This is a genomic window from Chloroflexota bacterium, from assembly GCA_026706485.1.
Classification (GTDB): Bacteria; Chloroflexota; UBA11872; order UBA11872; family UBA11872; genus JAJECS01.
The window spans coordinates 630,233-653,194 of the sequence record JAPOYR010000011.1 but is presented as its reverse complement, the minus strand read 5'-3'; the positions used below and the strand labels follow the sequence as shown (position 1 = coordinate 653,194).

At 65.9% G+C, this 22,962-nt stretch carries 27 protein-coding genes; 26 read left to right on the top strand and 1 reads right to left on the bottom strand.

Annotated features, from left to right (window positions below; all coding sequences use genetic code 11):
• The first annotated feature begins 124 nt into the window (after nucleotides 1–124).
• The 21 genes from OXG79_12550 (at nucleotide 125) to OXG79_12450 (ending at nucleotide 18,991) form a co-directional block, all read left to right on the top strand.
• Nucleotides 125–1,495 carry a hypothetical protein gene (locus tag OXG79_12550; GenBank protein ID MCY3784596.1) on the top strand — a complete coding sequence of 457 codons (1,371 nt, stop codon included), beginning with the start codon at nucleotides 125–127 and terminating at the stop codon, nucleotides 1,493–1,495.
• Entirely contained in the window at nucleotides 1,492–2,067 is a 576-nt protein-coding gene (locus tag OXG79_12545) for a hypothetical protein (protein ID MCY3784595.1), read from the top strand. Before OXG79_12550 ends, OXG79_12545 begins: the two co-directional genes overlap by 4 nt.
• Nucleotides 2,064–2,351, top strand: a complete 288-nt coding sequence (locus OXG79_12540) for a DUF5662 family protein (GenBank protein ID MCY3784594.1) — start codon at nucleotides 2,064–2,066, stop codon at nucleotides 2,349–2,351. The genes OXG79_12545 and OXG79_12540 overlap by 4 nt, the downstream gene beginning before the upstream one ends.
• A complete protein-coding gene (locus OXG79_12535) occupies nucleotides 2,348–2,686 on the top strand; it encodes a hypothetical protein (protein ID MCY3784593.1) in 339 nt (112 codons plus the stop codon). The genes OXG79_12540 and OXG79_12535 overlap by 4 nt, the downstream gene beginning before the upstream one ends.
• A 3-nt stretch (nucleotides 2,687–2,689) precedes the next feature.
• A complete protein-coding gene (locus tag OXG79_12530) occupies nucleotides 2,690–3,052 on the top strand; it encodes a DUF6527 family protein (protein MCY3784592.1) in 363 nt (120 codons plus the stop codon).
• Nucleotides 3,049–4,002, top strand: a complete 954-nt coding sequence (locus tag OXG79_12525) for a minor capsid protein (protein MCY3784591.1) — start codon at nucleotides 3,049–3,051, stop codon at nucleotides 4,000–4,002. Before OXG79_12530 ends, OXG79_12525 begins: the two co-directional genes overlap by 4 nt.
• 225 nt (nucleotides 4,003–4,227) lie before the next feature.
• Nucleotides 4,228–4,650 (top strand): XkdF-like putative serine protease domain-containing protein, encoded by a 423-nt coding sequence (locus OXG79_12520; protein ID MCY3784590.1) that lies wholly within the window; start codon nucleotides 4,228–4,230, stop codon nucleotides 4,648–4,650.
• Nucleotides 4,643–5,746, top strand: coding sequence for a hypothetical protein (locus OXG79_12515; protein MCY3784589.1), 1,104 nt, complete (start codon nucleotides 4,643–4,645; stop codon nucleotides 5,744–5,746). Before OXG79_12520 ends, OXG79_12515 begins: the two co-directional genes overlap by 8 nt.
• Nucleotides 5,747–6,211 carry a hypothetical protein gene (locus OXG79_12510; protein MCY3784588.1) on the top strand — a complete coding sequence of 155 codons (465 nt, stop codon included), beginning with the start codon at nucleotides 5,747–5,749 and terminating at the stop codon, nucleotides 6,209–6,211.
• 12 nt (nucleotides 6,212–6,223) lie between these two features.
• Entirely contained in the window at nucleotides 6,224–7,252 is a 1,029-nt protein-coding gene (locus OXG79_12505) for a hypothetical protein (GenBank protein MCY3784587.1), read from the top strand.
• A gap of 50 nt (nucleotides 7,253–7,302) precedes the next feature.
• Entirely contained in the window at nucleotides 7,303–7,686 is a 384-nt protein-coding gene (locus OXG79_12500) for a hypothetical protein (protein ID MCY3784586.1), read from the top strand.
• Entirely contained in the window at nucleotides 7,686–8,000 is a 315-nt protein-coding gene (locus OXG79_12495) for a hypothetical protein (GenBank protein ID MCY3784585.1), read from the top strand. The genes OXG79_12500 and OXG79_12495 overlap by 1 nt, the downstream gene beginning before the upstream one ends.
• Nucleotides 8,000–11,329, top strand: coding sequence for a hypothetical protein (locus tag OXG79_12490; protein ID MCY3784584.1), 3,330 nt, complete (start codon nucleotides 8,000–8,002; stop codon nucleotides 11,327–11,329). The genes OXG79_12495 and OXG79_12490 overlap by 1 nt, the downstream gene beginning before the upstream one ends.
• A 61-nt stretch (nucleotides 11,330–11,390) precedes the next feature.
• Nucleotides 11,391–14,969 carry a hypothetical protein gene (locus OXG79_12485; GenBank protein MCY3784583.1) on the top strand — a complete coding sequence of 1,193 codons (3,579 nt, stop codon included), beginning with the start codon at nucleotides 11,391–11,393 and terminating at the stop codon, nucleotides 14,967–14,969.
• Between the two features lie 92 nt (nucleotides 14,970–15,061).
• Nucleotides 15,062–15,904, top strand: a complete 843-nt coding sequence (locus OXG79_12480; GenBank protein ID MCY3784582.1) for a hypothetical protein — start codon at nucleotides 15,062–15,064, stop codon at nucleotides 15,902–15,904.
• 14 nt (nucleotides 15,905–15,918) lie between these two features.
• Nucleotides 15,919–16,746 (top strand): hypothetical protein, encoded by an 828-nt coding sequence (locus OXG79_12475; GenBank protein MCY3784581.1) that lies wholly within the window; start codon nucleotides 15,919–15,921, stop codon nucleotides 16,744–16,746.
• 16 nt (nucleotides 16,747–16,762) lie between these two features.
• Entirely contained in the window at nucleotides 16,763–17,059 is a 297-nt protein-coding gene (locus OXG79_12470) for a hypothetical protein (protein ID MCY3784580.1), read from the top strand.
• Nucleotides 17,060–17,168: 109 nt separating this feature from the next.
• A complete protein-coding gene (locus OXG79_12465; protein MCY3784579.1) occupies nucleotides 17,169–17,591 on the top strand; it encodes a hypothetical protein in 423 nt (140 codons plus the stop codon).
• 38 nt (nucleotides 17,592–17,629) lie between these two features.
• Nucleotides 17,630–18,388 (top strand): hypothetical protein, encoded by a 759-nt coding sequence (locus tag OXG79_12460; protein ID MCY3784578.1) that lies wholly within the window; start codon nucleotides 17,630–17,632, stop codon nucleotides 18,386–18,388.
• Nucleotides 18,388–18,510 (top strand): hypothetical protein, encoded by a 123-nt coding sequence (locus tag OXG79_12455; GenBank protein MCY3784577.1) that lies wholly within the window; start codon nucleotides 18,388–18,390, stop codon nucleotides 18,508–18,510. Before OXG79_12460 ends, OXG79_12455 begins: the two co-directional genes overlap by 1 nt.
• Before the next feature lie 4 nt (nucleotides 18,511–18,514).
• Entirely contained in the window at nucleotides 18,515–18,991 is a 477-nt protein-coding gene (locus OXG79_12450; GenBank protein MCY3784576.1) for a hypothetical protein, read from the top strand.
• Here OXG79_12450 and OXG79_12445 read toward each other — a convergent pair.
• The gene (locus OXG79_12445; protein MCY3784575.1) at nucleotides 18,972–19,514 is read right to left on the bottom strand and encodes an HNH endonuclease; all 543 of its coding nucleotides are present in this window, start codon (nucleotides 19,512–19,514) and stop codon (nucleotides 18,972–18,974) included. The two genes, OXG79_12450 and OXG79_12445, sit on opposite strands and share 20 nt — an antisense overlap.
• Before the next feature lie 62 nt (nucleotides 19,515–19,576).
• On the opposite strand from OXG79_12445, the gene OXG79_12440 reads away from it, so the two are divergent.
• Genes OXG79_12440 through OXG79_12420 form a run of 5 tightly spaced genes read left to right on the top strand, consistent with a single transcriptional unit; the run spans nucleotide 19,577 to nucleotide 22,951 of the window.
• On the top strand, nucleotides 19,577–19,924 hold the full coding sequence (locus OXG79_12440; GenBank protein ID MCY3784574.1) for a hypothetical protein: 348 nt from the start codon (nucleotides 19,577–19,579) through the stop codon (nucleotides 19,922–19,924).
• A complete protein-coding gene (locus tag OXG79_12435) occupies nucleotides 19,921–20,475 on the top strand; it encodes a hypothetical protein (GenBank protein MCY3784573.1) in 555 nt (184 codons plus the stop codon). Before OXG79_12440 ends, OXG79_12435 begins: the two co-directional genes overlap by 4 nt.
• A complete protein-coding gene (locus OXG79_12430) occupies nucleotides 20,472–21,989 on the top strand; it encodes a DUF3383 family protein (GenBank protein MCY3784572.1) in 1,518 nt (505 codons plus the stop codon). Before OXG79_12435 ends, OXG79_12430 begins: the two co-directional genes overlap by 4 nt.
• A gap of 9 nt (nucleotides 21,990–21,998) precedes the next feature.
• Entirely contained in the window at nucleotides 21,999–22,463 is a 465-nt protein-coding gene (locus OXG79_12425) for a hypothetical protein (protein MCY3784571.1), read from the top strand.
• Nucleotides 22,460–22,951: a hypothetical protein gene (locus OXG79_12420; GenBank protein ID MCY3784570.1), complete on the top strand. Its 492-nt coding sequence runs from the start codon at nucleotides 22,460–22,462 to the stop codon at nucleotides 22,949–22,951. The genes OXG79_12425 and OXG79_12420 overlap by 4 nt, the downstream gene beginning before the upstream one ends.
• Nucleotides 22,952–22,962: the final 11 nt, after the last annotated feature.

Genomic DNA, 22,962 nt, shown 5'->3' with positions numbered 1-22,962 from the left:
CCGGCGGCAGCGACGACCGACGACGCGCCGAACCGCCCGCAGGCCCGCGCGAAAGCAGAGCAGGTCAGGCTCGGGATTCGGCAGCCAACGGCCGCTGTCGCCACGTCCGCGCCGATCCAGTCCGATGCAGACCCTCGGCGTCGCGGGCACCGCGCTCTACGGCGGCTATATCGAATCGCGCGAGAAGAGCCCTGAGCTTGCATCCCACGATGCTCGCTACCGCACCTATTCGGACATCCTGGCCAACACCGCAATCGTGGCCGCCGGAGTGCGCTACTACGTCAACCTAGTCGGCGGCGCCGAGTGGTCGTTTGCGCCGGTGGAGGTCGAAACCAAGGCCATGAAGGGAGAGGCCAGGCGCCACGCTGAGCTTGCCGAGGCAATGCTGACCGAGGATCCCGAGAGAACGTGGCCGCGCATCGTGCGCCGGGCCGCCATGCATCCCTTCTACGGGTTCAGCATCCAGGAGTGGACGGCCGGCCGTCGTCCCGATGGCCTGATCACGATTCGCGATATCGCGCCCCGCGCGCAGGTGACTATCGAGAAGTGGGACACCGACAATAAGGGCGTCGTGCACGGCGTGTGGCAGACGAGCCCGCAGACCTACCAAGATATTTACCTGCCGCGCGCGAAGCTGCTCTACATCGTCGATGACTCACTTGATGACAGCCCCGAGGGATACGGGCTGTTTCGCCAGATGGTCGCCCCAGCCAAGCGGCTCGCGCGCTACGAGCAGCTCGAGGGATTCGGCCACGAAACCGACTTGCGCGGAATCCCCATCGCCCGCGGTCCGCTCACCGAATTGGCCGAGAAAGTCCAGTCGGGTGACATCACCGAGGCGGACCGCAAGCGCCTTGAGAAACCGCTGGCAGACTTCGTGAAGGAGCACGTCCGCAACCCGGAACTCGGCATGCTCCTGGACAGTGAGGTCTATCGCGGCACCGACGACACCGAACGACCGTCAACGACGCGCATGTGGGACGTCGAGTTGCTCCAGGGATCGTCCACCAGCTTCGCCGAGAACGCTGCCGCCATTGAACGCCTCAACCGCGAAATCGCCCGCATCATCGGCGTCGATCAGCTGCTGCTCGGAAGCGACTCCCAGGGCAGCTTCGCATTGAGCAAGGACAAGACGCACGCCTTCTATCTGATGGTCACGGGGGCGCTCGTCGAAATCCGCAAGGCTGTCCAAAAGGACGTGCTTGCGGCGATCTGGCGACTTAACGGCTGGCCGGTCGAGATGATGCCCCAGATCAAGACCGAGGCCGTCGGCTATACCGACGTCGAGCAGGCGGCCGGCGCGCTGCGCGACTTGGCGACGGCCGGCGCGCCGCTGTTTCCCGAGGACCCCGCCTACGGCGAGATGCTCGACCTGCTGGGACTCACCCGTCCTGACGAAGCGGCACTCGCCAGACGCAAGGCCAGCGAAGCCGCCGACGACGACACAGATCCCGACGACGACGCGGACGTGGACCCGGAGGACGACGACGAATGAGTCTCACGATGCTCACCATCGGCGAGCGGCAGTACGTGAGCTATGCGTCGGTCGCCGAGGCCGACAACTATCTCGCGGTGGATCCGGCGTACATGGCCACCTGGAACGCACTGGACGACGATGCCAAGGGCCGCGACCTGATCGCTGCTACGCGGCACCTCGACACGCTGCTATGGGCGGGCACGAAGACATCGACAGCGCAGGTCAACGAATGGCCGCGATCTGGGCTGGTAGAGCGTGACGGCGACACAGTCAGGTCGAATTCGATCCCCGTGCAGCTAGAGCAAGCCACCGCCCTGCTGGCAGCCGCCGTTGCCCGCGACCCGTACCTGTTTGAGCGGGACGCCAGCGACGGCGATGTGCAGAGCGAGCGCATCGGCCCAAAGGCCGTCACCTACTTCCACCGGAAGACCGATCGCTTGGTGCGCCGCGTCGGGAATGCCCGGGCGCTAGAGCTGATTCGGCAGTGGTTGGCCGGTGCCACGCCGGCCGCTCCCGTGGTGACGGGAACTGGCGACAAGAGTTCGTTCGTCCCGCTGGACCGCTACGGACGCAACAAGGGCGTGGCGTGACCTTCACCGCGCCGCGCTATGCCCACTACGCCGTGAGTCCGCATCACCCCGAGTACCACGCTGCGCCGATCCGCATGTCGTTCCTCGACATCATCGAAATGGTGGCAGACTGGGATGCGGCGTCGCGGACGTACGGGCGCACGTCGTTGCGCGAGGGGCTGAGCGTACATCGCCTCCGGTTCGCGTTCAGCGACGCCCAGTGGTGGTTGATCGAGCAGGTCGTGGGCTGGCTGGAGCCGCCAGTGAACGATAGGACTGCGGATGATCACAGGCCGGACCGATGAGCAGACGATTCGACCGGCGCACCATGCTCGGCGGAATGATCCGTGGTTCGGTTGCGCTCGCGCTGGCATCGCCCGTCATTGCGGCTGGTGTCCAGCAAGCCCCTAAAACCGGATTGGCATGGTCGCGACTGATCCGGCGAGTGTCGCTCTTTCGGATAGGCGGCACGAAGCTCGGGTCCCCCGGATATCCGAAATTCTCGCCGCAGGCGTGGCGTTCGCATTCGAGCTTCGCGACGCTCGACGACGGCGTCCGCTACCGCGTGACATGGCAACAGATCGGCGAAGGTGCCGAGCGCATCACCCGCAACGTCGTGTATACGCCAGTCAGAGGCTAGGGGATGAGCAACGCCGTCGGCCCGTGGCTCCGTGCGTATTACGGCGGTGAGCGGGCGCCCGATACGGTCGTGATGCTCGGTGCGTTCTGCCCGGCGTGCAAGTGCGAACACGGGTTCCGCGTCGATGCGGTCTACTGGGAGGACCAAGGGTTGGCCGTCTGGACGTGGGACGGCAACGAACAGACCCCGACGTTTGTCGGGTCCATGCTGGCCAACGCGCGCCAACACCCAGGCCGACCGCTCTGCCATAGCTTTGTGGAGAACGGCCAGTGGCGGTTCCTGGACGACAGCACGCACGACCTCGCGGGCCAGACTGTGCCCATGGTTCCGTACCCCGAGGGCTACGGCTCCGGACACCACGCATGAGCGTCGAGATCGTCGTCCACGCCGCGGCGGTTGACCGCTACCGTCGCATCCTTGAGTCGGGCAACGCCGACCTGCTCGCTCGCAAGGGGCAGGCCGAACGCCGCGGAGCCGAGACGCCGCGGGGCGTCGTGCTGACCGGCGCCCAGATCGACTTCATGGTCGAGCGGTATGCGGATGGACTCGCCCGCCGGGCACGTCGACTCACCAAGGCCGCTGGCGCACCAGATCCCGTTGGTGCGCGTCCGCGTGATGCCCAGGCCTACGAGCGGGCTATCCGCCGCGGCTTGCTTGGTCCGCTCATGCGCAACATCCGACTTGGCCTCAGCACCGCCGTAGCGGCCGCCGAGGCCATCGAGCGGCTCGACGAAGTGCCGCTCCGCACGACGCGGCGGGACGGACTCGTTGCGCGTGAGATCGCCAAGCAAGCCCGCCGGCTCAGCGGCTACCAGCGGCGCCGCTTGATCCAAACGTTTCGCGACGCCCTGGGCGTGGACATCCGGCCCGTACTTGACGATGCGGCTATCCGCCCGCTCATGACCGCTTGGCGGCAGGAGAACATCAGCCTGATCCGCACGGTGCCGACGCGCCTGCGCGACGACCTGCGAGCAGGCATCAATCAGGCGTTCGCGGACAAGCCCTTCGACCAGCAGGAGCTCGCGCGCGTGGTGCGTGAGAAGGGCAAGAGCGCGGGGTGGAATTTACGCCGGATCACCCGTGACCAAACGAATAAGGCCATCGGCAATCTGACCCAGGCGCGACATCAACAGCTCGGCATCGAGGAGTACATCTGGAGCACGGTGGGCGATGAGCGCGTGCGTCGCGCGCACGCCGCGCTGGAGGGCACGAAGCATCGCTGGGACGAGCCGCCCGGGGAAGGTCACCCAGGAGAAGCGATCCTCTGCCGGTGCCGGGCTCGGCCCGTGATCCCCGAGGCCGGCGTGGCGTCGTGACCGTCGACACGCGACGTCCGATCATTGACCGTCGACCCCGGTGCTACGCCTGCCGCAGAGTGCTCGCCGAGTCGGTCACCCGCCCCTGGCGCATCGTGTGCCGTTGTAAGGCCGAAAATACTCGTGGTACGCTTCCGGCAGAGTCTGCGCACTCCGTGAGCCAGTAGCCCCGCGCTCCGTGCTCCGTTGCGGCCCTCGCAGCGCACGCACGGAGCACCGCACCGCTTGTCCGACACCTTCGAGATCCGGGGCAAAGTAGCCAAGGTCGATTCCAAGCTCGGCTTGGTCTTTGGCTTCGGGGCCGTCAGCATGGAGAAGGGCGCCCGCTACTTCGACGCCCACGACGAGCACGTGTCCGAGGCCGAGCTGCTCAAGGGTGCGCTGAACTTCGTCGAAAACTGGCAGATCGCTGGCGAGGAGCACCGCGAAGGCGCGGATGGCGAGGTCGAAAAGCGCGGCGGTGTGCCGTTCGTATTCCCGATTTTGACCGACGTCGCCAAGGCGCTCGGCATCGAATCCGAGACGCACGGCATCCTCGTCGCTCTCAAACCGGACGCCGAGATGATGGCGAAGTTCGAGAGCGGCGAGCTGACGGGGTTCTCGATGGGTGGCGTAGCCCGCCGTCGCGAGGTTGACGACGATGGCTAAGCGCGAGCTGTACGACCTCGAAATCCGCGAGTGGAGCGGCGTCGGCGCCCCGGCGCACAAGCCGGCCAAGGCCGCGATCATGAAGCGGCGGGACAAGCAGCCCACGCCCAAGGCCGGCGAGCCGATTCAGAAGGAGCTGGCGGACCTGCTGACCGGCGAAACCGACGGCCACCAGCATGGCGTAATCGTGTCGAAGTACGGCAACGGGAAGATGAACATCTGGGTCACCCACGCGATGGGCACCGACGACGACACGACTCACTCCCACGCCATCGGCCGAGACATCGATGGCAAATTCAAGCTGGCGATGGTCGCCGGCCACACGCACACCATTGACCAGGCAGCCCTGACGCAGGCCATGCTTGCGCTCACGAAAGGACAAGACCCAATGGCGGACGACGGCACACAGGGCGGCGGCGACGGCGGGGACGACAAGCTGCAAAAGCAGGTCGACCGGCTCACCAAGATTCTCGGGCTCAACGCCGACGAGCGGGCGCACTTCGACAAGCTCGAAGACGACACGGACGCCCAGGACGCGTTTCTCGAGAAGTCGGCGGACGACCGCCAGGCCGAAATCAAGGAAGTCCAGAAGGCAGCCGAGGACGCCGATCCGGTGGTCTACACGACCGCCAAGGGCGTGCAGTTGCGGAAGTCGGCGGGCGAACTGGCGATCAGCCAGGCCCGGGAGATCGACGAGCAGGCCAGCAAGCTCGCCAAGTACGAGGCCGAGCGCGAGCAGGCCGCCTTCGAAAAGCGCGCTGAGACCGAGTTGTCGCACCTGACCGGCGACGTCAAGTCCCGCGCGGCCTTGCTGAGGTCTGTCGAGTCCATTGAGGACAAGGACCAGCGCAATACCGCGCTGGAGGCTCTCAAGTCCAGCAACGCCGAAATGGCGAAAGCGTTCGAGACGCGCGGCGTCGGCAGCGACGCCAGCCCGGGATCGCCCGAGGACAAGCTCGACAAGATGGCGAAGGGGATCCAGGAGCGCGATGGCGGGACCTACCACGGGGCCTACGCCAAGGCCGTCGAGAGCCCCGAAGGCAGCAAGCTCTACGACCAGACGTTGACCCAGACGGTGGAGCAGAAGGAGAGCTAGATGGCAACCACCCAAGCTGATGTCACGATCTCGATGCCGCGAGGAGCGAGCTTCGTCGGCGACTTTGCAAAGATCGTCAAGGTCAATTCGTCCGGCCAGGTCGTCCTCGCTGGCGGTGCCGCGGCTCGGTCAACGGACGTCGTCCTCGGCGTCATCGCCGAAGGCACCTCAGAGTCGCCATCGGACGTCGGTACGCGCACCCCGCCGGTTGGCAGCGCGGTTTCCATCGCGCACATCGGCGGCGGCGGCATCCTCAAGGTGCGAGCTGGTGCCTCGATCACCGCCGGCCAGATCGTCATTCCGCATGCGTCGGGCACCGACGCGGCGGGATCCGTCGCGGGAGTAGCCGATCTGGGCTCGCTCGGACAGGACCAAATGGGCATCGGGATTGCAATCGAGAGCGCGTCCGCAGGAGACATCTTCCGCTTTGCCGCGGGCTACATCGCGGCGCCGCACACGGCCTAGGAGGTCTGATCGATGGCCTACACGCAACCGTCGCCGGGCGATGTCCATGTCAATCGCCCATTGACCAACATGTCCATTGCGTTCATGCAGGGCGCCGATGGGTTCGTCGCCTCACGGGCGTTCCCGAGGATCCCCGTGATGAATCAGTCGAACTCGTACTACGTCTACCCGATCGAGACGTTCTTCCGCTCGGAAATGGAAGAGCGCGCCCCTGGCGACCCGCCCGTGATCAGCACGCACAAGCTGTCGCACGACACGTACGACTGCCGCGTCTGGGCCGAGGCCACGCCGGTCACGGACGAGGAGCGCGCGAACGTCGACAGGGTCATCCGTCTGGATCGCGCGGCTACCCGCCGCCTCACCGCCAGCGGCATGATCAGGTTCGAGAAGCGCTGGACCGATCTGGCGTTCAAGGACGGCACGTGGGCGTTTCGAGAGGACGGCGTGAACAGTGGCGAGACAGCCGCTGGCAGCTTCAGCCCGCGCGACTTCGGCAACAACCAGGTGAAGAAGTGGAATGCCACTGGCGTTGACCCGATCCTCCGAATCGACGAGGCGAAGGATCGGATGCGGGAGTGGACCGGCAAGGAGCCGAACACCTTGGTCTTGGGCAGCACGACCTACCGTGTGCTGCGCCATCACGATGAGGTGATCGGCCGTCTCAATGCCGGCCAAACGCCCGGAGGTCCGGCGATGGCGAATCGCCAGCGGCTGGCAGAACTGCTGGAGATTCCAAACATCATGGTCATGAAGGCCATTCGCGAGACGACCAACGAAGGGGTAACGGACTCGTCGAGGTCCTTCATCGGGCCCCAGAGCGACGCCCTGCTGATGTATTCGGCCGAGGCACCCGGCATGGAAGAGGCGTCGGCGGGCTATACGTTCGCGTGGCAGGGCTTCCTCGGGATGGAGGAAGAGGGCATGCGCATTCGACGCTACCGCAAGTCTGACCGCCTCTCCGACTTCGTCGCCATCGACATGGCCTGGGACTTCAAGGTGACCTCGGACGTCCTGGGCTACCACTTCAACGACATCGTCTAGTGCCGCAGCAACGGCGGTTGCCCTGGTGGCCGCGTCGCTTGCGACCGACGATGACGGTTGTCTGGCGCAATCCAGGCCAATGGGTTGGCATGTCAACGCCGGAGCATCCCGTTGAGCGCGGGGCTCCGGTGGCACCGGAGCTTTTGGCCAATCGCCACAGGCTGAAACGCCTGTGGTATGCCCGGCGCATCGACGTGCTCGAAGCCGTCACCGACCCGCCGCCGTCAGACACTCAGGAGTCGTCGACGGACAGTGGCACGTCGGACGCCGACCCGCCGCTCGTCAACCCGGACCTGCTGCCCGAGGGCGCGACCGTCGAGCGCCGTGGCGTGGCGTGGTTCATCGTGACGCTCGCGGACGGCACGGAGCACAAGGCCCACGGCAAGGCCAAGCTCGACGCACTGCTCGCGGATCTCAACGCGCAGGTGGCCTGATGCCCACGCTCTCGCGCGCGGTCCTGCCCACCGAGACGCTGCCGCTGGACATCAAGGACGACCTCGGCCTCACGGAGGGCACGACGTACACGCTGCAGGTCACCGGGCAGGCGATCCGTATTGCCGAAGCCGCCGACGTCGATTCGCTGCCAGACCACTGGCACAGCGTGCCCGCGACGCGTGTGCACTCGAGCTCCGTCGGGCCGCCGGTGCTGTTTCTGTTCCCCATCATCGTCGGCAGCGACGGGATCTGGGTCGATCTCTACGATCGCGACGGTCCAGCCGCACTCATCTCGATCACCGAGGCTGAATAATGCCGTTCCCGGGCTCGCTGGGACACGGCGGCGGCACTCGAAACGGCATCTCGTTCCGCCCGTCGAAGACGAACCTCTTTGCCGCGGTCAAGGCGATCTTCCATCCGAGCACCAACCCGGGGGTATCGACGGACGATCCGAATAACGAGCTCGACGTAAACGCTGGCGAGTCCTACAGCCTGCCAGCGGCCACCGAGAGCGTTCGGGGCGGCGTCCGGGGAGCGACCTCGACCCAGGCTTCGGCCACGTCTGGCACGACGGTCCTGGGCTGGTCCGTGACGCGGCTGCGGGCCGCGATCGCCGCCGCCGTCAAGAGCGCATCAACCACGGTCACCGGCATCGTCAGGCTGGCCCGCAACGAGGACGTGGACGCGAGCGAGACCGACACCTCACGGGTGCTCACCGTCGCGTCGGCCAAGCGCCTGATCGCGCGTCTGATCTCGGGCAAGGTGGACGACACCGATTACGAGGTGGACGTCTGGACGCTCTACATTGCCGACACGCGGCTCTCGGAGTTCGATGCGCTCGGCGCGGGGAGTGACGTCCAGTTCGTCGGGCTGACCGGCGGCTCGACCGCAAACGCGAAGGTGCTGTTCGCCCGACGTTCCGGCAACGCCTGCATCGTCGCGGTGAACGCCCGCGAGGACTGGAATGCGGTGCGCGGCACCGGCAACTGGACCGTCGGAGTCCCCAACGAGACGCCGCTCGGGGTGTTCCATGGGTCGGCCCAGCCCACCGCGGGCGATGTGGACACTGCCGGGGATTGGCATTTCGTCCACTACGCGGACGGACTCGGCATTTTCACCGAGATGGAACGGATCGACGCGAAGACCGGGACCGGCTCGGCGTTTCGACCGACGAAGGCGGCCTTGTACCAAGCTGTGAAGTCCATCTTCCACCCGAGTACGAATGCGGGTGTGAGTGCCGACGACGCGAACCACGAGTTGGATGTTCCGGGAGGTGCTCCCGCACTCACCGATGCCCAGATCGGCGACAAGGCATTCTCGACCCCGCCGTCCGATCTGACCGACGACGAAGAGGCGGCGGTGCGGACGGCCGTGGGCCTCGGCACGGCGGCGACGGCCGACACCGGCACGAGCAGCGGCGACGTCCCGGTGCTCGACAGCGGGGGCACGCTCGCTGACCGCGTGATCCCCGGCGCGATCGCGCGCGACACCGAAGTCACCGCCGCCGTCGAGGCGCTCAAGGGCGGCGCGCCCGCGAGCATGGACACGCTCAAGGAACTCGCCGACGCCATCGGCCTCCGGTTCCGGGACCGGGGCGACTTCGGTTCCACGACCAGCGACTACGTGGCCCGCGACGTGGTGCGGCATACCGCGCCCGCCGCCGCGTTCTACATCGCGCGCGGCAACGTCCCGGCGGGCAAAACGCCGGGCGTCGCGTCCGATTGGACGACGTACTGGTATCGCCTGGGCTGGGAGAACGGCGCGCCGTCGTCGCTGGTGGGCGGGCCGACCGTGGCGAACCGCGTCATGGAGTTCACGGAGCGCGGCGGGACCACGCATGAGGTTGCGTTCCCGGAGGGTCTGGGCGTCTCGTCCGCGAGCCGAGCGGAACGCATCAGCTTCCAGGCGATCCCGACCGGGCAGTCGGACCCCGAAGGGCAACCGCTCGCCAGCAACGCGCGGTCGGTGGTCTTCGGCGACCCCGGCGAGCTGATCATCACCGGCGTCAGCGGCAACGACTTTACGGTGGCGGCGGGCCTCTACCTGGTCAAGGTCGAGGCCGAGGCCACGCCCGCCGCCAATAACGCCACGCTCTCATGGGAGCTGCGCCAGGCATCGGACGACAGCTTCCTCGCCCAGACCACCTCGCCCAACATGACGGGCGGGAACGTTGCGCGGCCGGTGTCGGCGGTGGCGGCCCTCTTCCTGGCGGCGGATGCGACGATCAACGTGCAGGTGCATCGCGCGGTGCAGAACTCGGCGTTGGCCGCCGGGTGGAGCGTCACGTTCATGCGCTGGGGCGGCAGCGAGGCGGGTCTGAGCTACTACAACGCGTATAACGACGCCACGTCCGACCCCAAAATCACCCTGCCCGTCCTCACCGCCGCCGACAAGACGGTGGCCGCCGACGAGACGCTCGAGTTCCGGTTGCTCGCGGCGACGGGGCCGTCCGGGATCAACCTGCAGGATCCGATCTTCACCGACTACGGGGGCTCGATCCGGTTTCAGGTGGCAGGGCAGATCGGCTTGATGCGGCTCGTGGTCGGTCTGGGCTATCGGCTCTTCCCGGGAACTGCGAAGCAGGTCACCTTCTGGTCCTATCGCTCCATCAGCATCCCGTGGTGGCGCGCGGGCGATACGCTGACGTTTGGGGTTCCGCTCTCGGTCTTCCAAACACGCGGCCGCCTGGCGCCGGGCCAGTATCCGCAGGAGAGCGACGACCTGACCTCGACGCTGGTCACCCTGGCGCAGACGGACTTCAACTCGCCGATCGGGTTCCAGCTCCTGGTGCGGGCGCGCGGCTTCCTGACGCCATCCGCCGGCAGCGAAGCGCGCGCCGAGATCGTCATCAGCGACGTGGAACTCGACTCGCCGTCGCTGACCGTGTATCAGATCGGGTCGGAGCCGTCGGGCGCACCGTCGCCGACGCCGCATCCACACGTGTCAGGCTTCGGCCTCACGTCGGGCAACCTGTCGCCCGCCGCAGGGTCCATTGGGACGCTGGTGTATGGATTCAATTACGAGGTTTCGCAGTCGTCCCATGCCTCGGCCATGCGCGTCGTGGGGTTCAAGGGAACAGAGGCGAACCCCGATACGGTCTCGGTGTTGGCGACCATAGCGGAGGCGGACTTCCATAAGGGGACGGGCAGCGTTGTTATTCCTGGCGGTGTCTCGCTAGCGGCGAACGAGTCCTACACGGTGAGGCTTGAGGTCTATGAAACGGGCCAGACTCCTGCTACCGACCAGCCCGTGAGCTACAAGGATGCCCGTATCACGGCCCACGCTCCGGCGACGGCCAACTACCACGTCGGCTATGTGGCCTACGATAGCGACGACTCAGGCGTGGCCGACACGCTGGCCCGCATCACGGACTTCAGCAACGACACGGCGACAGCGCAGAGCATACCGTCCACGATGGCAATCCAGCTTCCTACCAGCGGTGAGTACCAGATGTACCTGGCGGCTAAGGCCAGTGAGACACAGCCGACAGGGTTCACCCTGAGCGGACTGAACGCCACCAACGCCTTCTATGCGGCGCAGGACAAGACCCTTGATAGCGTCGCGTACAAGTTCTACATCCTGAAGCCGATCAACCGGCTCACATCGGCCAATAATGGCCAAGCATATGGAGTGACGACCTGATGCCTAGGTTCGAGCAGTCGAAGGACGGCGCGTCGCCGGTCACCGCCCTGAAGGGGACCTGATGCCTAGGTTCGAGCAGCCGAAGGACGGCGCGTCGCCGGTCACCGCCCTGAAGGGGCAGACCCCGAACGTGCCCGTGACGTTCGCCGACCAGATCCAGACGGATCAGGACGTCGACGGGAACAACGACCAGGGGTCGGTCAATGCCCGTGACAAGCGCGTGAGCGACGAGATACTCGCCCAAGTCGACACGCTCGAACATCTCACACGCGACCTCCAGATCGTCGACGCGGAGAACGCGTGGACGGACTTCACGGACACGAGCAAAGTCGCGCTGACGGTCGTTCGGGGGCTCCATACCGCGCCGACGGGCAATGAGACGTATGCCGCCACTGCTGAGATCACGGGACGGGCCGACCCCACCGCCAACCCGACCACGTTCGAGGTCATCGCGCGAATCGCCGATGGCGAAGACCTGGCCGATTACCGCGTCTACGAGGACGAGGGCGGGCACTGGCAAGGCAACGTCTGGACGCCCACAGGCGTGACGACGACCGGGTTCCGCTACTTCCGCGTGCACGGCTGGGGTGATGACCACACGACGACATACAAGGTTCAGAAGCTCACGACAGCCCACGAGCGAACGAGGTACACAGGGATCGTCGACGGCGAGCTTCGAGAGTTGTCGGCGTTACCGGACATCGACGACTTCGATCTCAGCGATATCGTCGATGTCGACGGTGAGACGTACATCCTTCGGGCCGCCGCCGGGACCAACACGTTCGCAGGGGTGAAAGCGGGGGCGCACGATCATCTGAGCGCAACGACCAACAGCCACGCAGGGGCGGTGCCGATTTACGGCCAATTCACGAGCGACCCGGACAATGCCGTCGCCGGGGTGATAGCGCACACCATCGGACAACTGCAAATCCTGATCAAGAAATCATCCTACGAGGCGGCCAAGGGGTCGGCGATTGCAAGCGGAGACCAAATCACCGCGCTCATTTCAGCCGGATCGCCGAGCAGAACCGACACGATCACTCTCTCACGCCTCGCCAGTCACGACTACTCCGATGACGGAGTGGATTACGTGGTTTTTCAATATGCCGACAACGACGGCGATCTGAACTTCTGGAGGCAGCCGGACAACACAGCATGGACGATGCGGGTGTTCGAGGGCACTGGCACGACCACTCCGTTGCTAGTCCACGCCGACAACCTGAAGCACTGGGTGCTTTACCACTTCGAGGACGAGACGCGGCTGGATGCCGAGGTCGTGGGGCTTGACCGCGACAAGGCTTCGGTCGTCCCCGATGTCGAGAGCCGGGCCAATAACACCGACGTGCTGGTCGACACGCGCATCCAGGTCCCGTCGACGCGCCCGTCATCGGGGTTCGCGCGCACCGGGCTCATCATCACCAACCTGCCGGACGGCAAGGTCTGGGTGCGCTCGGTCAGGTCGACCGGCGAGACCAGGTCCATCCTCACCACCAAGGCGGCCCTGCTGGCGCTGACGCCCACGGCGGTGCCCGGGCAGGCCTACAACCGGCACGGGCATATCGACATGCACCCGGTCACGCCCGGCTCCGCGCTGCAGACGGGGGTGGGGCGGGCGGACGACGACGAGCTGCTCTTCTACGCACCGTCGGCGGGCGACCAGGGCAATCCCGGCAACTTCTACGCCCTCACCGTCCTGTCGGAACACAACTGGCCGAAGTACTTCGTGCACCCCGAGCATCTGGAGCTCTCGACTGGCGTGGGGCTGGAGCAGGTCGGCAATCGCGTCCAGATGGCCAACCCCGACGTGCCGGTGTCGTTCTGGGGCAAGGATGTAACGGACACGCTGCGCCCCATGCGGGCCAAGGAGGTCCGCGTGGACGACCAGCGGGCGGGCGGCGTCCAGGGATACCACTTCCGCTTCGACGGCGGCTGGCACGCGGACCACGACGTAGACCGCGGCGCGACCAGTCCGAACGCCCGCCTGCTCAGCATCGGCGACCAGGTGCGGATGCTCCCCTACAGCAGCGGGCTGGACGGCTATGACGGCTCGCGCCCCGGCTTCACCTGGGAGAGCGGGCACCAACACCTGAGCTACAACGGCGCGGCCTGGACGATTGACACGGCGGGCACGACGACGCGCTACATCGACATGGTGATGCGGATTGCGCTCGGCGGCGTGACCGGAGATTCCTGGTCCATCATTCTGACAGCTAGCGATAACTCGTGGTTCGGCAGCGGCAAGGAGAAGCGGATCACCTTCACAGTGCCGGCGGGGTATGAGACCGGCGGCACCTATGACTGGGTGCATACCGAGCGGCTCGCGCCGAACGCCCAGCCGTCCGCCGGCTCGAACATCTCGATCCAGATACGGCTCAATAGTTCCCAGCGCGGCCTGCGCAACGAGTACGTCTACGACTCCGACATCACTTGGCGGCTCCCGGAAGTGGACCATGTGCCGAAGGTCATTAAGGACGTAGGTGCCCCCGTGGACAGCCTCGCGTTCGGCGGGCGGAAGGTGCTAGTGCCGCCCGATACAACGGACGCGCGGAACTTCCTGAAGATCGCCACTCTCGGTGATGCGACGCATGGGTTCGCGGACGAGACGAACAGGGCCGAGGCGGCGCTGATTGTGGTGCGGTCCAACAACGACGAGCCGGCCATTCCAACGCTCGCCGATGCCACGGGGCTGAATGACAACCAGTGGGAATTGGCCACCAGCGGCGCGCACACGCGCGTTTGGGCGATGTTGGTCCGGCTAAAGAAGGACCTGAACCCGGCGCTATATCAAGTGGCCTACGCCGACAACCACGAAGCCAGCATCGTCGGGTCGAGCGCCGACTGGACACATCTCGGGTCGGACACGAATTTCGACTACTACTACTTCTACTACGGGGCCGCACAGTCGATTGCCGCTGGTGCAAAGATGCAGGTCCGGGCCGGCATAGGCATCTACGTGCCCGGCGTCATCACCTTCACGCACGACCTGCGCAACTGCCTGATGAACCTGTATTCGACCGCCGAACCGACCAAGACCGATTACACCCTGGAACTGTGGACATGGATCGACGGATTGGTCCCGCCGCACCGCGTCAGGCAGTTCGATCATGTGCGGCGCGGCCAATACTACATCTCGGTCGATTTCCTGCCCATCAGGGCCGGGCAGCATTTCGCCCTTGTCGCCACGGGCACGGACATCCCTACGCTCAGGTCGCAGATGGGCAACCCGAGAATCGAACTCGACACCAACATAGACGAGCGGTTTCCACAGACATCCGTACTGATCCCCGGCCTGATCCGCGATACCAACGTCTATTCCGAAACGATCCTCGCCAGCCGCAACATCAGCGAAATTACCTTGCAGCGGAAGCCGCTCGACGTGGCGCACAAGGACAGCCTGATCGCAATCTACGTCGCCATCAGGGGTGCGGACGGCAACGGCAAACTGGCCGGGACGATCATGCTCCAGTCCGCGCGAGCGTTGGCCGACAGCAACAACTACGCGATCGCGGGCCATTGGGGCAGCGGCCAGGACGAGACGATGCGTTGGGACCCAGACGACAACAAGGTCATCCTGTCCGGCGGCCCGGTTAGCGTCGCCATCAACGACGTAATCGAGGCATGGGTCGAGCACTACCTGTGATGGCCATCGTCGCCATCAGCCGCTAACGCTGAATCAGGTATACGGTGCCTATTAGGTACACTCTGGGGCGTATCGCCTTGCGGAGCTTGTCCATGCGTCGCATCGGATTCGCCGCGGCCGCCCTCGCGTTTCTGCTGGCCCTGGCCGTCGCTGGGGCCGCGTCACCCCCCGACACAGTCCCCGTCGTCTACGAGCCGACCGGCACGCGGCCGACTGAGCCGGTCAGGCCGGAGCCGCCAGCCGAGCCGGAGTATGAGCTCGAGGATCTGCGAGCACTCACCGACCAGGTCATCAAGCGCTCGACGTGGAACCGGGCCTCCGGGGTCGCCCTAGATCAGCGTACGACCGTGACGGTCGTGTTCAACGCCGACCGCACGCGTGTTAAGCGTGTCACGATTGACGATCCGCGTTACGCCAATCGTCTGATGCCGACGCCGGAGCCTGCTGGCGCGCCGGTGTTGAAGCGGTTCTACGAGCAGCGGGTCGTGTGGCGCGAGGGTGTCGTCCCGCCGACGCGGCCGTGCGGTCCTGACAGGGACGGCGACGGCACACCGGACGGGGCGTGCCAGGTGAGTTTGGAGGACGCCCCCAAGCACCTGAAGCGCAAAATCAGCTTCCCGGTCTCGTGGGACGAGCAGTATCGCCTCGACGCCATGGCTGTCGCATGGCACAACGCCCGCCTCCTCGATCAGGCCATCGCCGCCGCTGGCGGCGAGTACGCCGCCGCGAAAGCCCGCAACGACGCCAAGCGAGCCGCGTACGCTGCCGCGCTCGCCGCCTGGGAGGCGACCCTCGCCGCCCACGACGCGGCCATCGACGCCTACCGCGCCGCGATGGAGCCTTGGACCGAGTACCAGGACCTCAAGGATGCGCAGCGCGGGATGTTCGTGGACTGCCGCGTGTCCGGGTGCGTGGTTGTCAATTCGGTGCGCTGACGAGGAGGCTGACCGTGGACCTGACTAGCATCCGCAACGCGGCCACGCAGGACGAGCTGATCGAGGCGTCGAACGCCATCTTCAACGCCATGACGACCGACCCGACGCCTGAGCAGGTGGCGGAGATCGACGCGGCGTTCAATGCGCGGATGGCCGAGCTCAATTCAGCGTCCAGCGCAGCCGCGATGCCGGACCCGCCGGCGCTCACGCTCACCCAGCGCAATCACCACGTGCTCATCGACGAGCCGCCGTTCGAGGGGCATCGCCTGGAGCATGAGGCCAAGATCGGGCGGTCGGGCTGGCGGCCGGTGACGCACCTGCTGCGCGGCGCCTTCGGGCACGAATCGGTCCTGGACGTGCCCGTGCGGTTCGCCACGGTCTACGTGCGCGCCCGGTACGAGGGCGGCGAGTGGGGGCCGACGGCGAAGATCAGGCAGCAGGAGAAGCCGCGCCGGGTGAGCCGGTCGAATCCGTACTGGCACTACTGGCGGACCAACGACCGCGAGGGCTGGGGCCTGACCTGCGGCGGGTGTCTGCCCGGCGTGAACGAAGTGGACGCCGACGGCAACACCATCGGCCACATCATCGCGGGCGCGCGAGGCGACGGGCAGGTGGACGAGCACGGCAACTTCGTCGACGACCGCAGCTACAACCGCGCGCAGTGGCTCGGACGGTTGCTGGGCGACGGCGGCGAGTTCCGGGGCGCCGGCCTCGACGTGCGCATCAAGAACAAAGCGGGCCAGACCGTCGCCGACGTGTGGGCGGCGAACGACGCCGAGCGGTCCGTGGACTACGACCTGGACGTCGAGCGGGCGACCTACGCGGGCGCCCCATGGGCGTGAGCTGATGGAGCACCGGATGGCCGCGGTGGCAACTGTGGCTGGACTCCTGCTCACGCTGTTCATCGCCATCGGCGGCTTCGTCTACCACGAGGGCGCCCGCGACGCCGGATTCGACAGCTTCGAGCAACGCCTGGCGGCGGACGAGGCCCGGTTCGACAGTGTCTTGGAGTCGCACGAGGTCCGGTTGCGCGATCTGGAGCAGTCGACCGGTGAGCGCCTGGCGCGCATCGAGACGCGGCTGGAGTCGATCCAGACCTACATGATGGCCATCAGCGACGAGCTGAACATCAGCGTGCGCGGTGGGAGTCCGTGACGCCCGCCGCCGTCGGCGGCTGCGGAAGCACTGATCCTCCGTAGGTACCGGTCAGGTACACTCGGAGGGCGCTGCGCAGTGCAGCCTGTAGCTTCGAGAAGGTGTGTTGATGGGTTCGATTGTTATCACCTTGCTGATCGTGATCGGCGTCGCCTACGCGTTGGAAACCGTGGCCGGTTGGTTCCGCGACGAGACGGCCCCCGGCCCGATTCGCAAGGCGTTCGCCCAGGCCATCGAATACGTGCGGTTTCTGTCCACCCTCGGCGCCATCGTGTTCATCGTCTGGCTGACGGTCGAGGTGGCCAAGTCGTTGAAGTTCCACACGGTCGAGACGGTCGACGGGACGCTGGCCCTCACGGTGACGCTTGAGAGCGCACTGCCGCTGGCGCTGCTTACCGCCGTGCTGACGGCCCTGCTGGGTGTCCTCGGCGGCCTGATCACCGGCCCGAACCCGCTGTCGGTGGCGCTGAGCGAGGCGTTCAGCGTGATCCGCCAGGGGCCGCAAGGCCGAGTAGCCGGAGCAACGGAATGAAGCATCGGCGCGACCACGATAGACGCTAGGGGAGGCGCATGACCCTGCGTCAGCAAGCGGCCGTGATCGTGCTCGCGCCGATGCTGTCCGTGGTCGCCTCGATGGCCGTCTCAACGCTCGTCGTGGCCCCTGCGGTTGCGGGCGCGGTCGCGTCCGAAGTCGGCGAAGCGGTCCGTGACACGCTGGTCACGCCGGCACAGGCCAAGGACCCGCCAGCCGTCGGCGATCCATGTGAGCGCAACGACGGGACGCTGGGGCGCTGGGGCTATCCCAGCGGGCACTACGAGCTGTTCTGCATGGTCGTGGCTTCCGAACCCGAGCGGATGACGACACCTGCAGCCGACGAGAGTGCCAATCAGTCGTCGCAGAATCCGAGCGGCCAGGGGCGCCCGCCGTTTCCGTGCGCCGACGGCGAAGTCGGCGTGATCACGCAGCAAGCTTGGGCGCAAGCGGACATCCCGTGGGAGTGCGTCAAGGCCAGCGACGACGGCGACGACGACACGCTGGCGACCGACCCCGCGGATCCACGAGAAACTTCCGTGGACCAGCACCGGCTGGAGTTCTACGAGAGCGGCACGCCGAAGCTCATCACGGGCAGCGCAGCAAAGAACGTCGAGCCGACGCCAGCGCCTGGCGTCACGATCGAGGGTCTGCGGATGCGGTGGGAGCAGGAGAAGGCAGCCTGCACGAATGAGGCGGGCATCTACCCCATCGACCTCGAGTGCAAGGGCCGGGCCGAGGCCGCGTACGACGCCTACTTTCAGGCGCTCGAAGACTCCGTGAGACTGAGATCCTGATGGCCTGCGACCAACTGGCCCGCGTGTGCGTCCTCGTCTTGGAGTGGTTGCTGGTGACCCTCGTGGCCGCCGCTATCCTGTCGCTCGTGATCGGGTCGTGCATGCGCGCAGCGTGCGGCTGACCGCATGCTGGCGGCAGTCACTCCTGTCACGACCACGGGCGGCAAGCGCTTCAAGCGCATGCTGCGGCAGGCGGGGCGGGGTGGCGTGATCGGACTCGAGGTCGGGTTCTTTTCGACGGCCCGCTACCCCGACGGCACCCCAGTCGCAACCGTTGCCGCGTGGAACGAGTTCGGCACCCGCAAGGCGTCTGGCGAGATTCACGTTCCCGAGCGCCCATTCTTTCGCCAGGTCATGAACGACGAAGCTGTCCGGCAGGGCGTGGTCAACATCCTGCGAGCTGGCATGGATCCCGAGCGCGGCGTCGTGGACCCGCAGCTCGCCGGCCGCGTGGGCGCCTATCTGCAAGGTCAGGTCCAGCAGCGCATCGTGGATCTCTACCAGCCGCCCAACAGACCATTGACCGTGGCGGCGAAGGGCAGCAGCAACCCGCTAATCGATACTGGTTTTATGCGGTTGTCTGTTACTTGGCGGGTGGCCTAAGATGTTCTGGCGCGTACCGTCCCAATATCTTGAGGGCATAAGCAATCTTATCTTCAACTCTTTGCCCCGGCTGATGACTGCGATTCCACAATTCGAGATTCTCAATCCGGTTATCCGTTCGGTCGCCATTGATGTGATGCACGGTTTCGTCAGACTCCAGACTGCGTCCCAGCTTTTTTTCCATCACGTAACGATGCTCTTTGATCCATCCCTTGCGACCAGGATTGGTCTTAATCGCGATATAACCGTCGCTAGTATTTCTCCGAGTTCCGAGGGGCAAATCGTAGGCTTGGACAGGCCGGTCGAGATCACGCCCTTGATACCATCGATGGTAGTGCGTTTTGCAAAATCCTTTTCCAAAGTGACGCTTATCACACGACGCAATCTTGCATGGGCGGCCGCCCATGCGCTTCGGCGCGTCCAGTGGCCGCCCGCGCCTCGCACGCGCGTAGTGCATCCCGCACAGGCCCTTCGCCAGGCGTGGGCTATCGCAGCCGTCCAGTGTGCACAAGGCGTTAGTCATCGCTCGGCTCCTGGCCGCCTGTCGTTGGGCGGCTTGTCAAGTATATCACGCGTGGCTCACTGATGCTCACGCGCCCGAGCAGCCGCTATCAGGAGCCCGCCGTTCTGATCCGTCAAGCGCCCGGCGAACGCGTCGGCGGTCGCGCGGCCCCCGGGCCGGAGAGCCGCACATCGATCACGATTGAGACGGCGCCGGCGCCGACCGGCATGGTCCGCGACGTGGCTCCGGAGGGCGCGAGGCTCCAGGACTGGCGTGTGTTCTACGCCTATGTGGGGGTCGCCCTGCTGCATCTCACTGCCGGAGCCGACGAGATCGAGTACGGCGGGCGGCGCTATCGCGTACGCACCGTGCGGGACTATCGGCCTCACGGGCCGATTGAGGTGCTGGCGAATGCGGTGAGCGGCCCATGACCCTGAGCGCGACCGCCGTGGCGATCGAGGACGTGGTGATCGCGTGCGCGCGCGAGGGCGGAGGCGTCGAGGTGCTGCCTGGCAATGACCCGAGTGGCTGGCGGGACCCGCCAGGGCTGTATGGGACCGTGCTTCTGATTACCGAGGGCGAGTCGGGCGTGCCCTACAGCCGTCGGACCCGCAACGACGACGACAGTCTCACCGTGACCACCACACGCACCGCGCGCGGGCGATACTCGCTCCAGTGGTATCGCGCGGGCGCACAGGACGCTGCCCGCCGCTTCGCCATTTGGGTGCGCTCCCCCACGGGGGCGCAGTGGCTGCGCGATCACCGAGTGACGCTCAATCGCGTCTCCGACATCCGGCGGTTGGACATCCCCCTGCTATCGGAGGTCATCTCCCCCCAGGACGCGGTGGAGTGGGAGGAACGGGCGGGCGTGGACCTGGATCTCGGCTACCTCGTGACCCTTGAGCAGACCGCTGATTCCGTCGCATCGGCTGAGATCGACATCGTCCTTGACGGCGTAACCACAGAGGAGATTGCCGCGTGACCCTTGACAGCATCATTCGAATCGACGCCACCATCGAGCCGAGCGCCGCGTCTAGCGACACGTTTGGCCGGACGCTGCTGCTCTACGCCGGCGACTTCTCTCGCACGACCCGCGCCGACGTCGCCGGCGACCGGGCCCGCGACTTGCGGGTGAATCGCTACACCAGCTTGGCCGAAGTCGGCGAAGACTACCCGACCACCCACCGCGTGTACGAGGCGGCGGCGGCCTACTTTCAGCAGAAGCCGTATCCGCGCGACCTGCTCACCGCCAGCTTCGTCGCGGCGGGCGCTGGTGACTACATCCTGGGGGCGACGGGATTCACGGGTGACGACTCCCTCACAGTCATCAAGGGCGCTGGCGCATCCGCCGAGTTTCGGCTGCCGAACGGGAAGTCGGTCAACGTGGACCTCGCCAGCGTGTCGGGATCCGGAGACACTGGACTCGAAGCCACCGCCACAGCAATCCAGACGGCTCTCCGCACGATCAGCAGCGACCCGAACCTGGGCACCGCCACCGTGGCCTACGACGCGGCTGCGGACGCCTTCACGCTGGCCGTGCCGACGATTGGCGAGAGCCTGGGAGGCCTCCTGAGCGGTGCCGGGGCCGAGGTCGTGGGCCTTGGATCGACCGGGACGTACTACCCGGGCCGCCCAGCGTCCACCGTGGCCGAGACCATGGAGATCATCCAAAACATGGACGATGATTGGTATTGGCTCGAAATCACGCCCGATTTGGTCGCCAGTTCGGTGGCCATCGCAACCTGGATACGTACCGAGCGCAAGCAAGCGATCTACGAGTTCACCGATCTCGGCGTGTTGACGCCCAACGAGTCGGCGAGCCGCGCGGCCCAGATCGTCGCGCTGGACTCCGAGCGGAACTCCATCATCTGGGACGCAATCGCCGACTACAAGGGCATTTCGTCGGCTGGGGTGTTTGCCGGGACGAACTTCAACCGGCGCAATTCGTTGCCGACGCTGTTCGGCAAGACGTTGGCGGGTCGTCGCGTCGGGCAGGTCCTCACCGCCGGCCAACGCAACGAGCTGAACCGCAAGCGGATCAACTGGTACCAGACCATCGCTGGCGACAACGTCGTGCGACCGGGCGTCACGACCAGGAAACCGTGGTTCATCGACACGCGGCTGTTTCTCGACTGGTTCATCGTCACCATGCAGACCCGCCTCTGGCGGATCATCCGATCCAAACCCCGCGTCCCTCTCACCGACCATGGCATTGGAGAGCTGCAGGCCGAGGCCGAGGCCGTGTGTGAGGACGGCGTGGACAACGGTGGGATCGCGCCGGGCACGGTCGACGAGGAGGTCGCGGGAGAGATTCGACGTGTCACTGGCACCGATTTCGATGGCACGCTCAGCCGCGGCTATCTCGTGTGGTTCGACCAGCTGAGCGAGCAGCCGCTGGCCGACCGCCAGGCCCGCAAGGCACCGCCCTTTACCGTCTGGCTCAAGGACGCAGGCGCTGTTCACGAGACGGATATCGCTATCAGATTTAATCAGTAGGAGGGGTTCATGATCTTCGGCATTGACAACGTCCTTCTCGTCCTGAACGGTCACACCGTTGAGGGCGGCTACTCCGATGACGCCGACGCCATCATGTTCGAGCCGATCGAGCTGGTGGCTGAACCGCGCATTGGCGCGAGCGGTCAGGCGGCCTACTTTCGCAAGTCGAACCGCGGTGGGCCGTTCACGCTCAAGTTCTTGCCAAACGCCCCGTCGATCCCCTTCTTTCAGCAGCAGGCGGGCATCGTCCACCGTGGCGGGTCCGTGGTCTGGAACGGGAGCATTCGGGACACGCAACGGGGCATCAGCGCACAGTTGCGGGCTGGCGCGCTCCGCTTCTACAAGCCATTTCCCGATTACGGATTCGAAAACGTGTCGAACATGGAGTACCCGTTCTATTTCGCGCACATCATCCCGGACTTCAGCACACCGACGCCGGGCGCGTTTGAGCTTGTCGGAGCGGCGACGTCATGAGCGACGCCACCGATGGCGCGGACGCTGGCCTGCAGGACGGCGCGCCGAGCGAGGATCTGTCGCCCGAGGACATCCTGCGGGATCTCGGGTCGCGTACGACGATCACGTTCGGCGAGACGACGTTCAACATCTCCAAGCTGCCGGCTCGGAAGGCGTATCGCGTCTGGCGCAAGACGATTCGCGCGATCGGGCTCGACATCGAAACCGGCGTCGGGCCCGAGGTCCTGCGCGCGGTCGTCGCCATGGACGACGAACACCTGGAGGCCATTCAGGCCGAGCTGTTTGGTGGCGTCAAGTTCACCAACCAAAACGCTCGGTCGCCGCAGCAGGTCGCCGGTGCGGAGGACACGGCATTCCAGGACCTCGAGGCCGTCGACATCGACGAACTCACGATGCGAGCGTTCGCCGTAAATTTTTCGAAATCATTGCAACGCGTCGTTACCGTGCTCCAGTGGCTCGACAGGCTGGGCGTGGGGCCGACCCCCTAGGCATCGAGGCG

What these genes read in the sequence shown, in the direction of transcription:
- OXG79_12505 (MCY3784587.1), top strand. Translation starts at nt 6,224, where the DNA reads ATGGCCTACACGCAACCGTCGCCGGGCGATGTCCATGTCAATCGCCCA.
- OXG79_12515 (MCY3784589.1), top strand. Translation starts at nt 4,643, where the DNA reads ATGGCTAAGCGCGAGCTGTACGACCTCGAAATCCGCGAGTGGAGCGGC.
- OXG79_12490 (MCY3784584.1), top strand. Translation starts at nt 8,000, where the DNA reads ATGCCGTTCCCGGGCTCGCTGGGACACGGCGGCGGCACTCGAAACGGC.
- OXG79_12460 (MCY3784578.1), top strand. Translation starts at nt 17,630, where the DNA reads ATGACCCTGCGTCAGCAAGCGGCCGTGATCGTGCTCGCGCCGATGCTG.
- OXG79_12525 (MCY3784591.1), top strand. Translation starts at nt 3,049, where the DNA reads ATGAGCGTCGAGATCGTCGTCCACGCCGCGGCGGTTGACCGCTACCGT.
- OXG79_12445 (MCY3784575.1), bottom strand. Translation starts at nt 19,514, where the DNA reads ATGACTAACGCCTTGTGCACACTGGACGGCTGCGATAGCCCACGCCTG.
- OXG79_12510 (MCY3784588.1), top strand. Translation starts at nt 5,747, where the DNA reads ATGGCAACCACCCAAGCTGATGTCACGATCTCGATGCCGCGAGGAGCG.
- OXG79_12485 (MCY3784583.1), top strand. Translation starts at nt 11,391, where the DNA reads ATGCCTAGGTTCGAGCAGCCGAAGGACGGCGCGTCGCCGGTCACCGCC.
- OXG79_12480 (MCY3784582.1), top strand. Translation starts at nt 15,062, where the DNA reads ATGCGTCGCATCGGATTCGCCGCGGCCGCCCTCGCGTTTCTGCTGGCC.
- OXG79_12545 (MCY3784595.1), top strand. Translation starts at nt 1,492, where the DNA reads ATGAGTCTCACGATGCTCACCATCGGCGAGCGGCAGTACGTGAGCTAT.
- OXG79_12495 (MCY3784585.1), top strand. Translation starts at nt 7,686, where the DNA reads ATGCCCACGCTCTCGCGCGCGGTCCTGCCCACCGAGACGCTGCCGCTG.
- OXG79_12530 (MCY3784592.1), top strand. Translation starts at nt 2,690, where the DNA reads ATGAGCAACGCCGTCGGCCCGTGGCTCCGTGCGTATTACGGCGGTGAG.
- OXG79_12500 (MCY3784586.1), top strand. Translation starts at nt 7,303, where the DNA reads ATGACGGTTGTCTGGCGCAATCCAGGCCAATGGGTTGGCATGTCAACG.
- OXG79_12465 (MCY3784579.1), top strand. Translation starts at nt 17,169, where the DNA reads ATGGGTTCGATTGTTATCACCTTGCTGATCGTGATCGGCGTCGCCTAC.
- OXG79_12440 (MCY3784574.1), top strand. Translation starts at nt 19,577, where the DNA reads ATGCTCACGCGCCCGAGCAGCCGCTATCAGGAGCCCGCCGTTCTGATC.
- OXG79_12450 (MCY3784576.1), top strand. Translation starts at nt 18,515, where the DNA reads ATGCTGGCGGCAGTCACTCCTGTCACGACCACGGGCGGCAAGCGCTTC.
- OXG79_12435 (MCY3784573.1), top strand. Translation starts at nt 19,921, where the DNA reads ATGACCCTGAGCGCGACCGCCGTGGCGATCGAGGACGTGGTGATCGCG.
- OXG79_12420 (MCY3784570.1), top strand. Translation starts at nt 22,460, where the DNA reads ATGAGCGACGCCACCGATGGCGCGGACGCTGGCCTGCAGGACGGCGCG.
- OXG79_12535 (MCY3784593.1), top strand. Translation starts at nt 2,348, where the DNA reads ATGAGCAGACGATTCGACCGGCGCACCATGCTCGGCGGAATGATCCGT.
- OXG79_12455 (MCY3784577.1), top strand. Translation starts at nt 18,388, where the DNA reads ATGGCCTGCGACCAACTGGCCCGCGTGTGCGTCCTCGTCTTGGAGTGG.
- OXG79_12550 (MCY3784596.1), top strand. Translation starts at nt 125, where the DNA reads ATGCAGACCCTCGGCGTCGCGGGCACCGCGCTCTACGGCGGCTATATC.
- OXG79_12470 (MCY3784580.1), top strand. Translation starts at nt 16,763, where the DNA reads ATGGCCGCGGTGGCAACTGTGGCTGGACTCCTGCTCACGCTGTTCATC.
- OXG79_12425 (MCY3784571.1), top strand. Translation starts at nt 21,999, where the DNA reads ATGATCTTCGGCATTGACAACGTCCTTCTCGTCCTGAACGGTCACACC.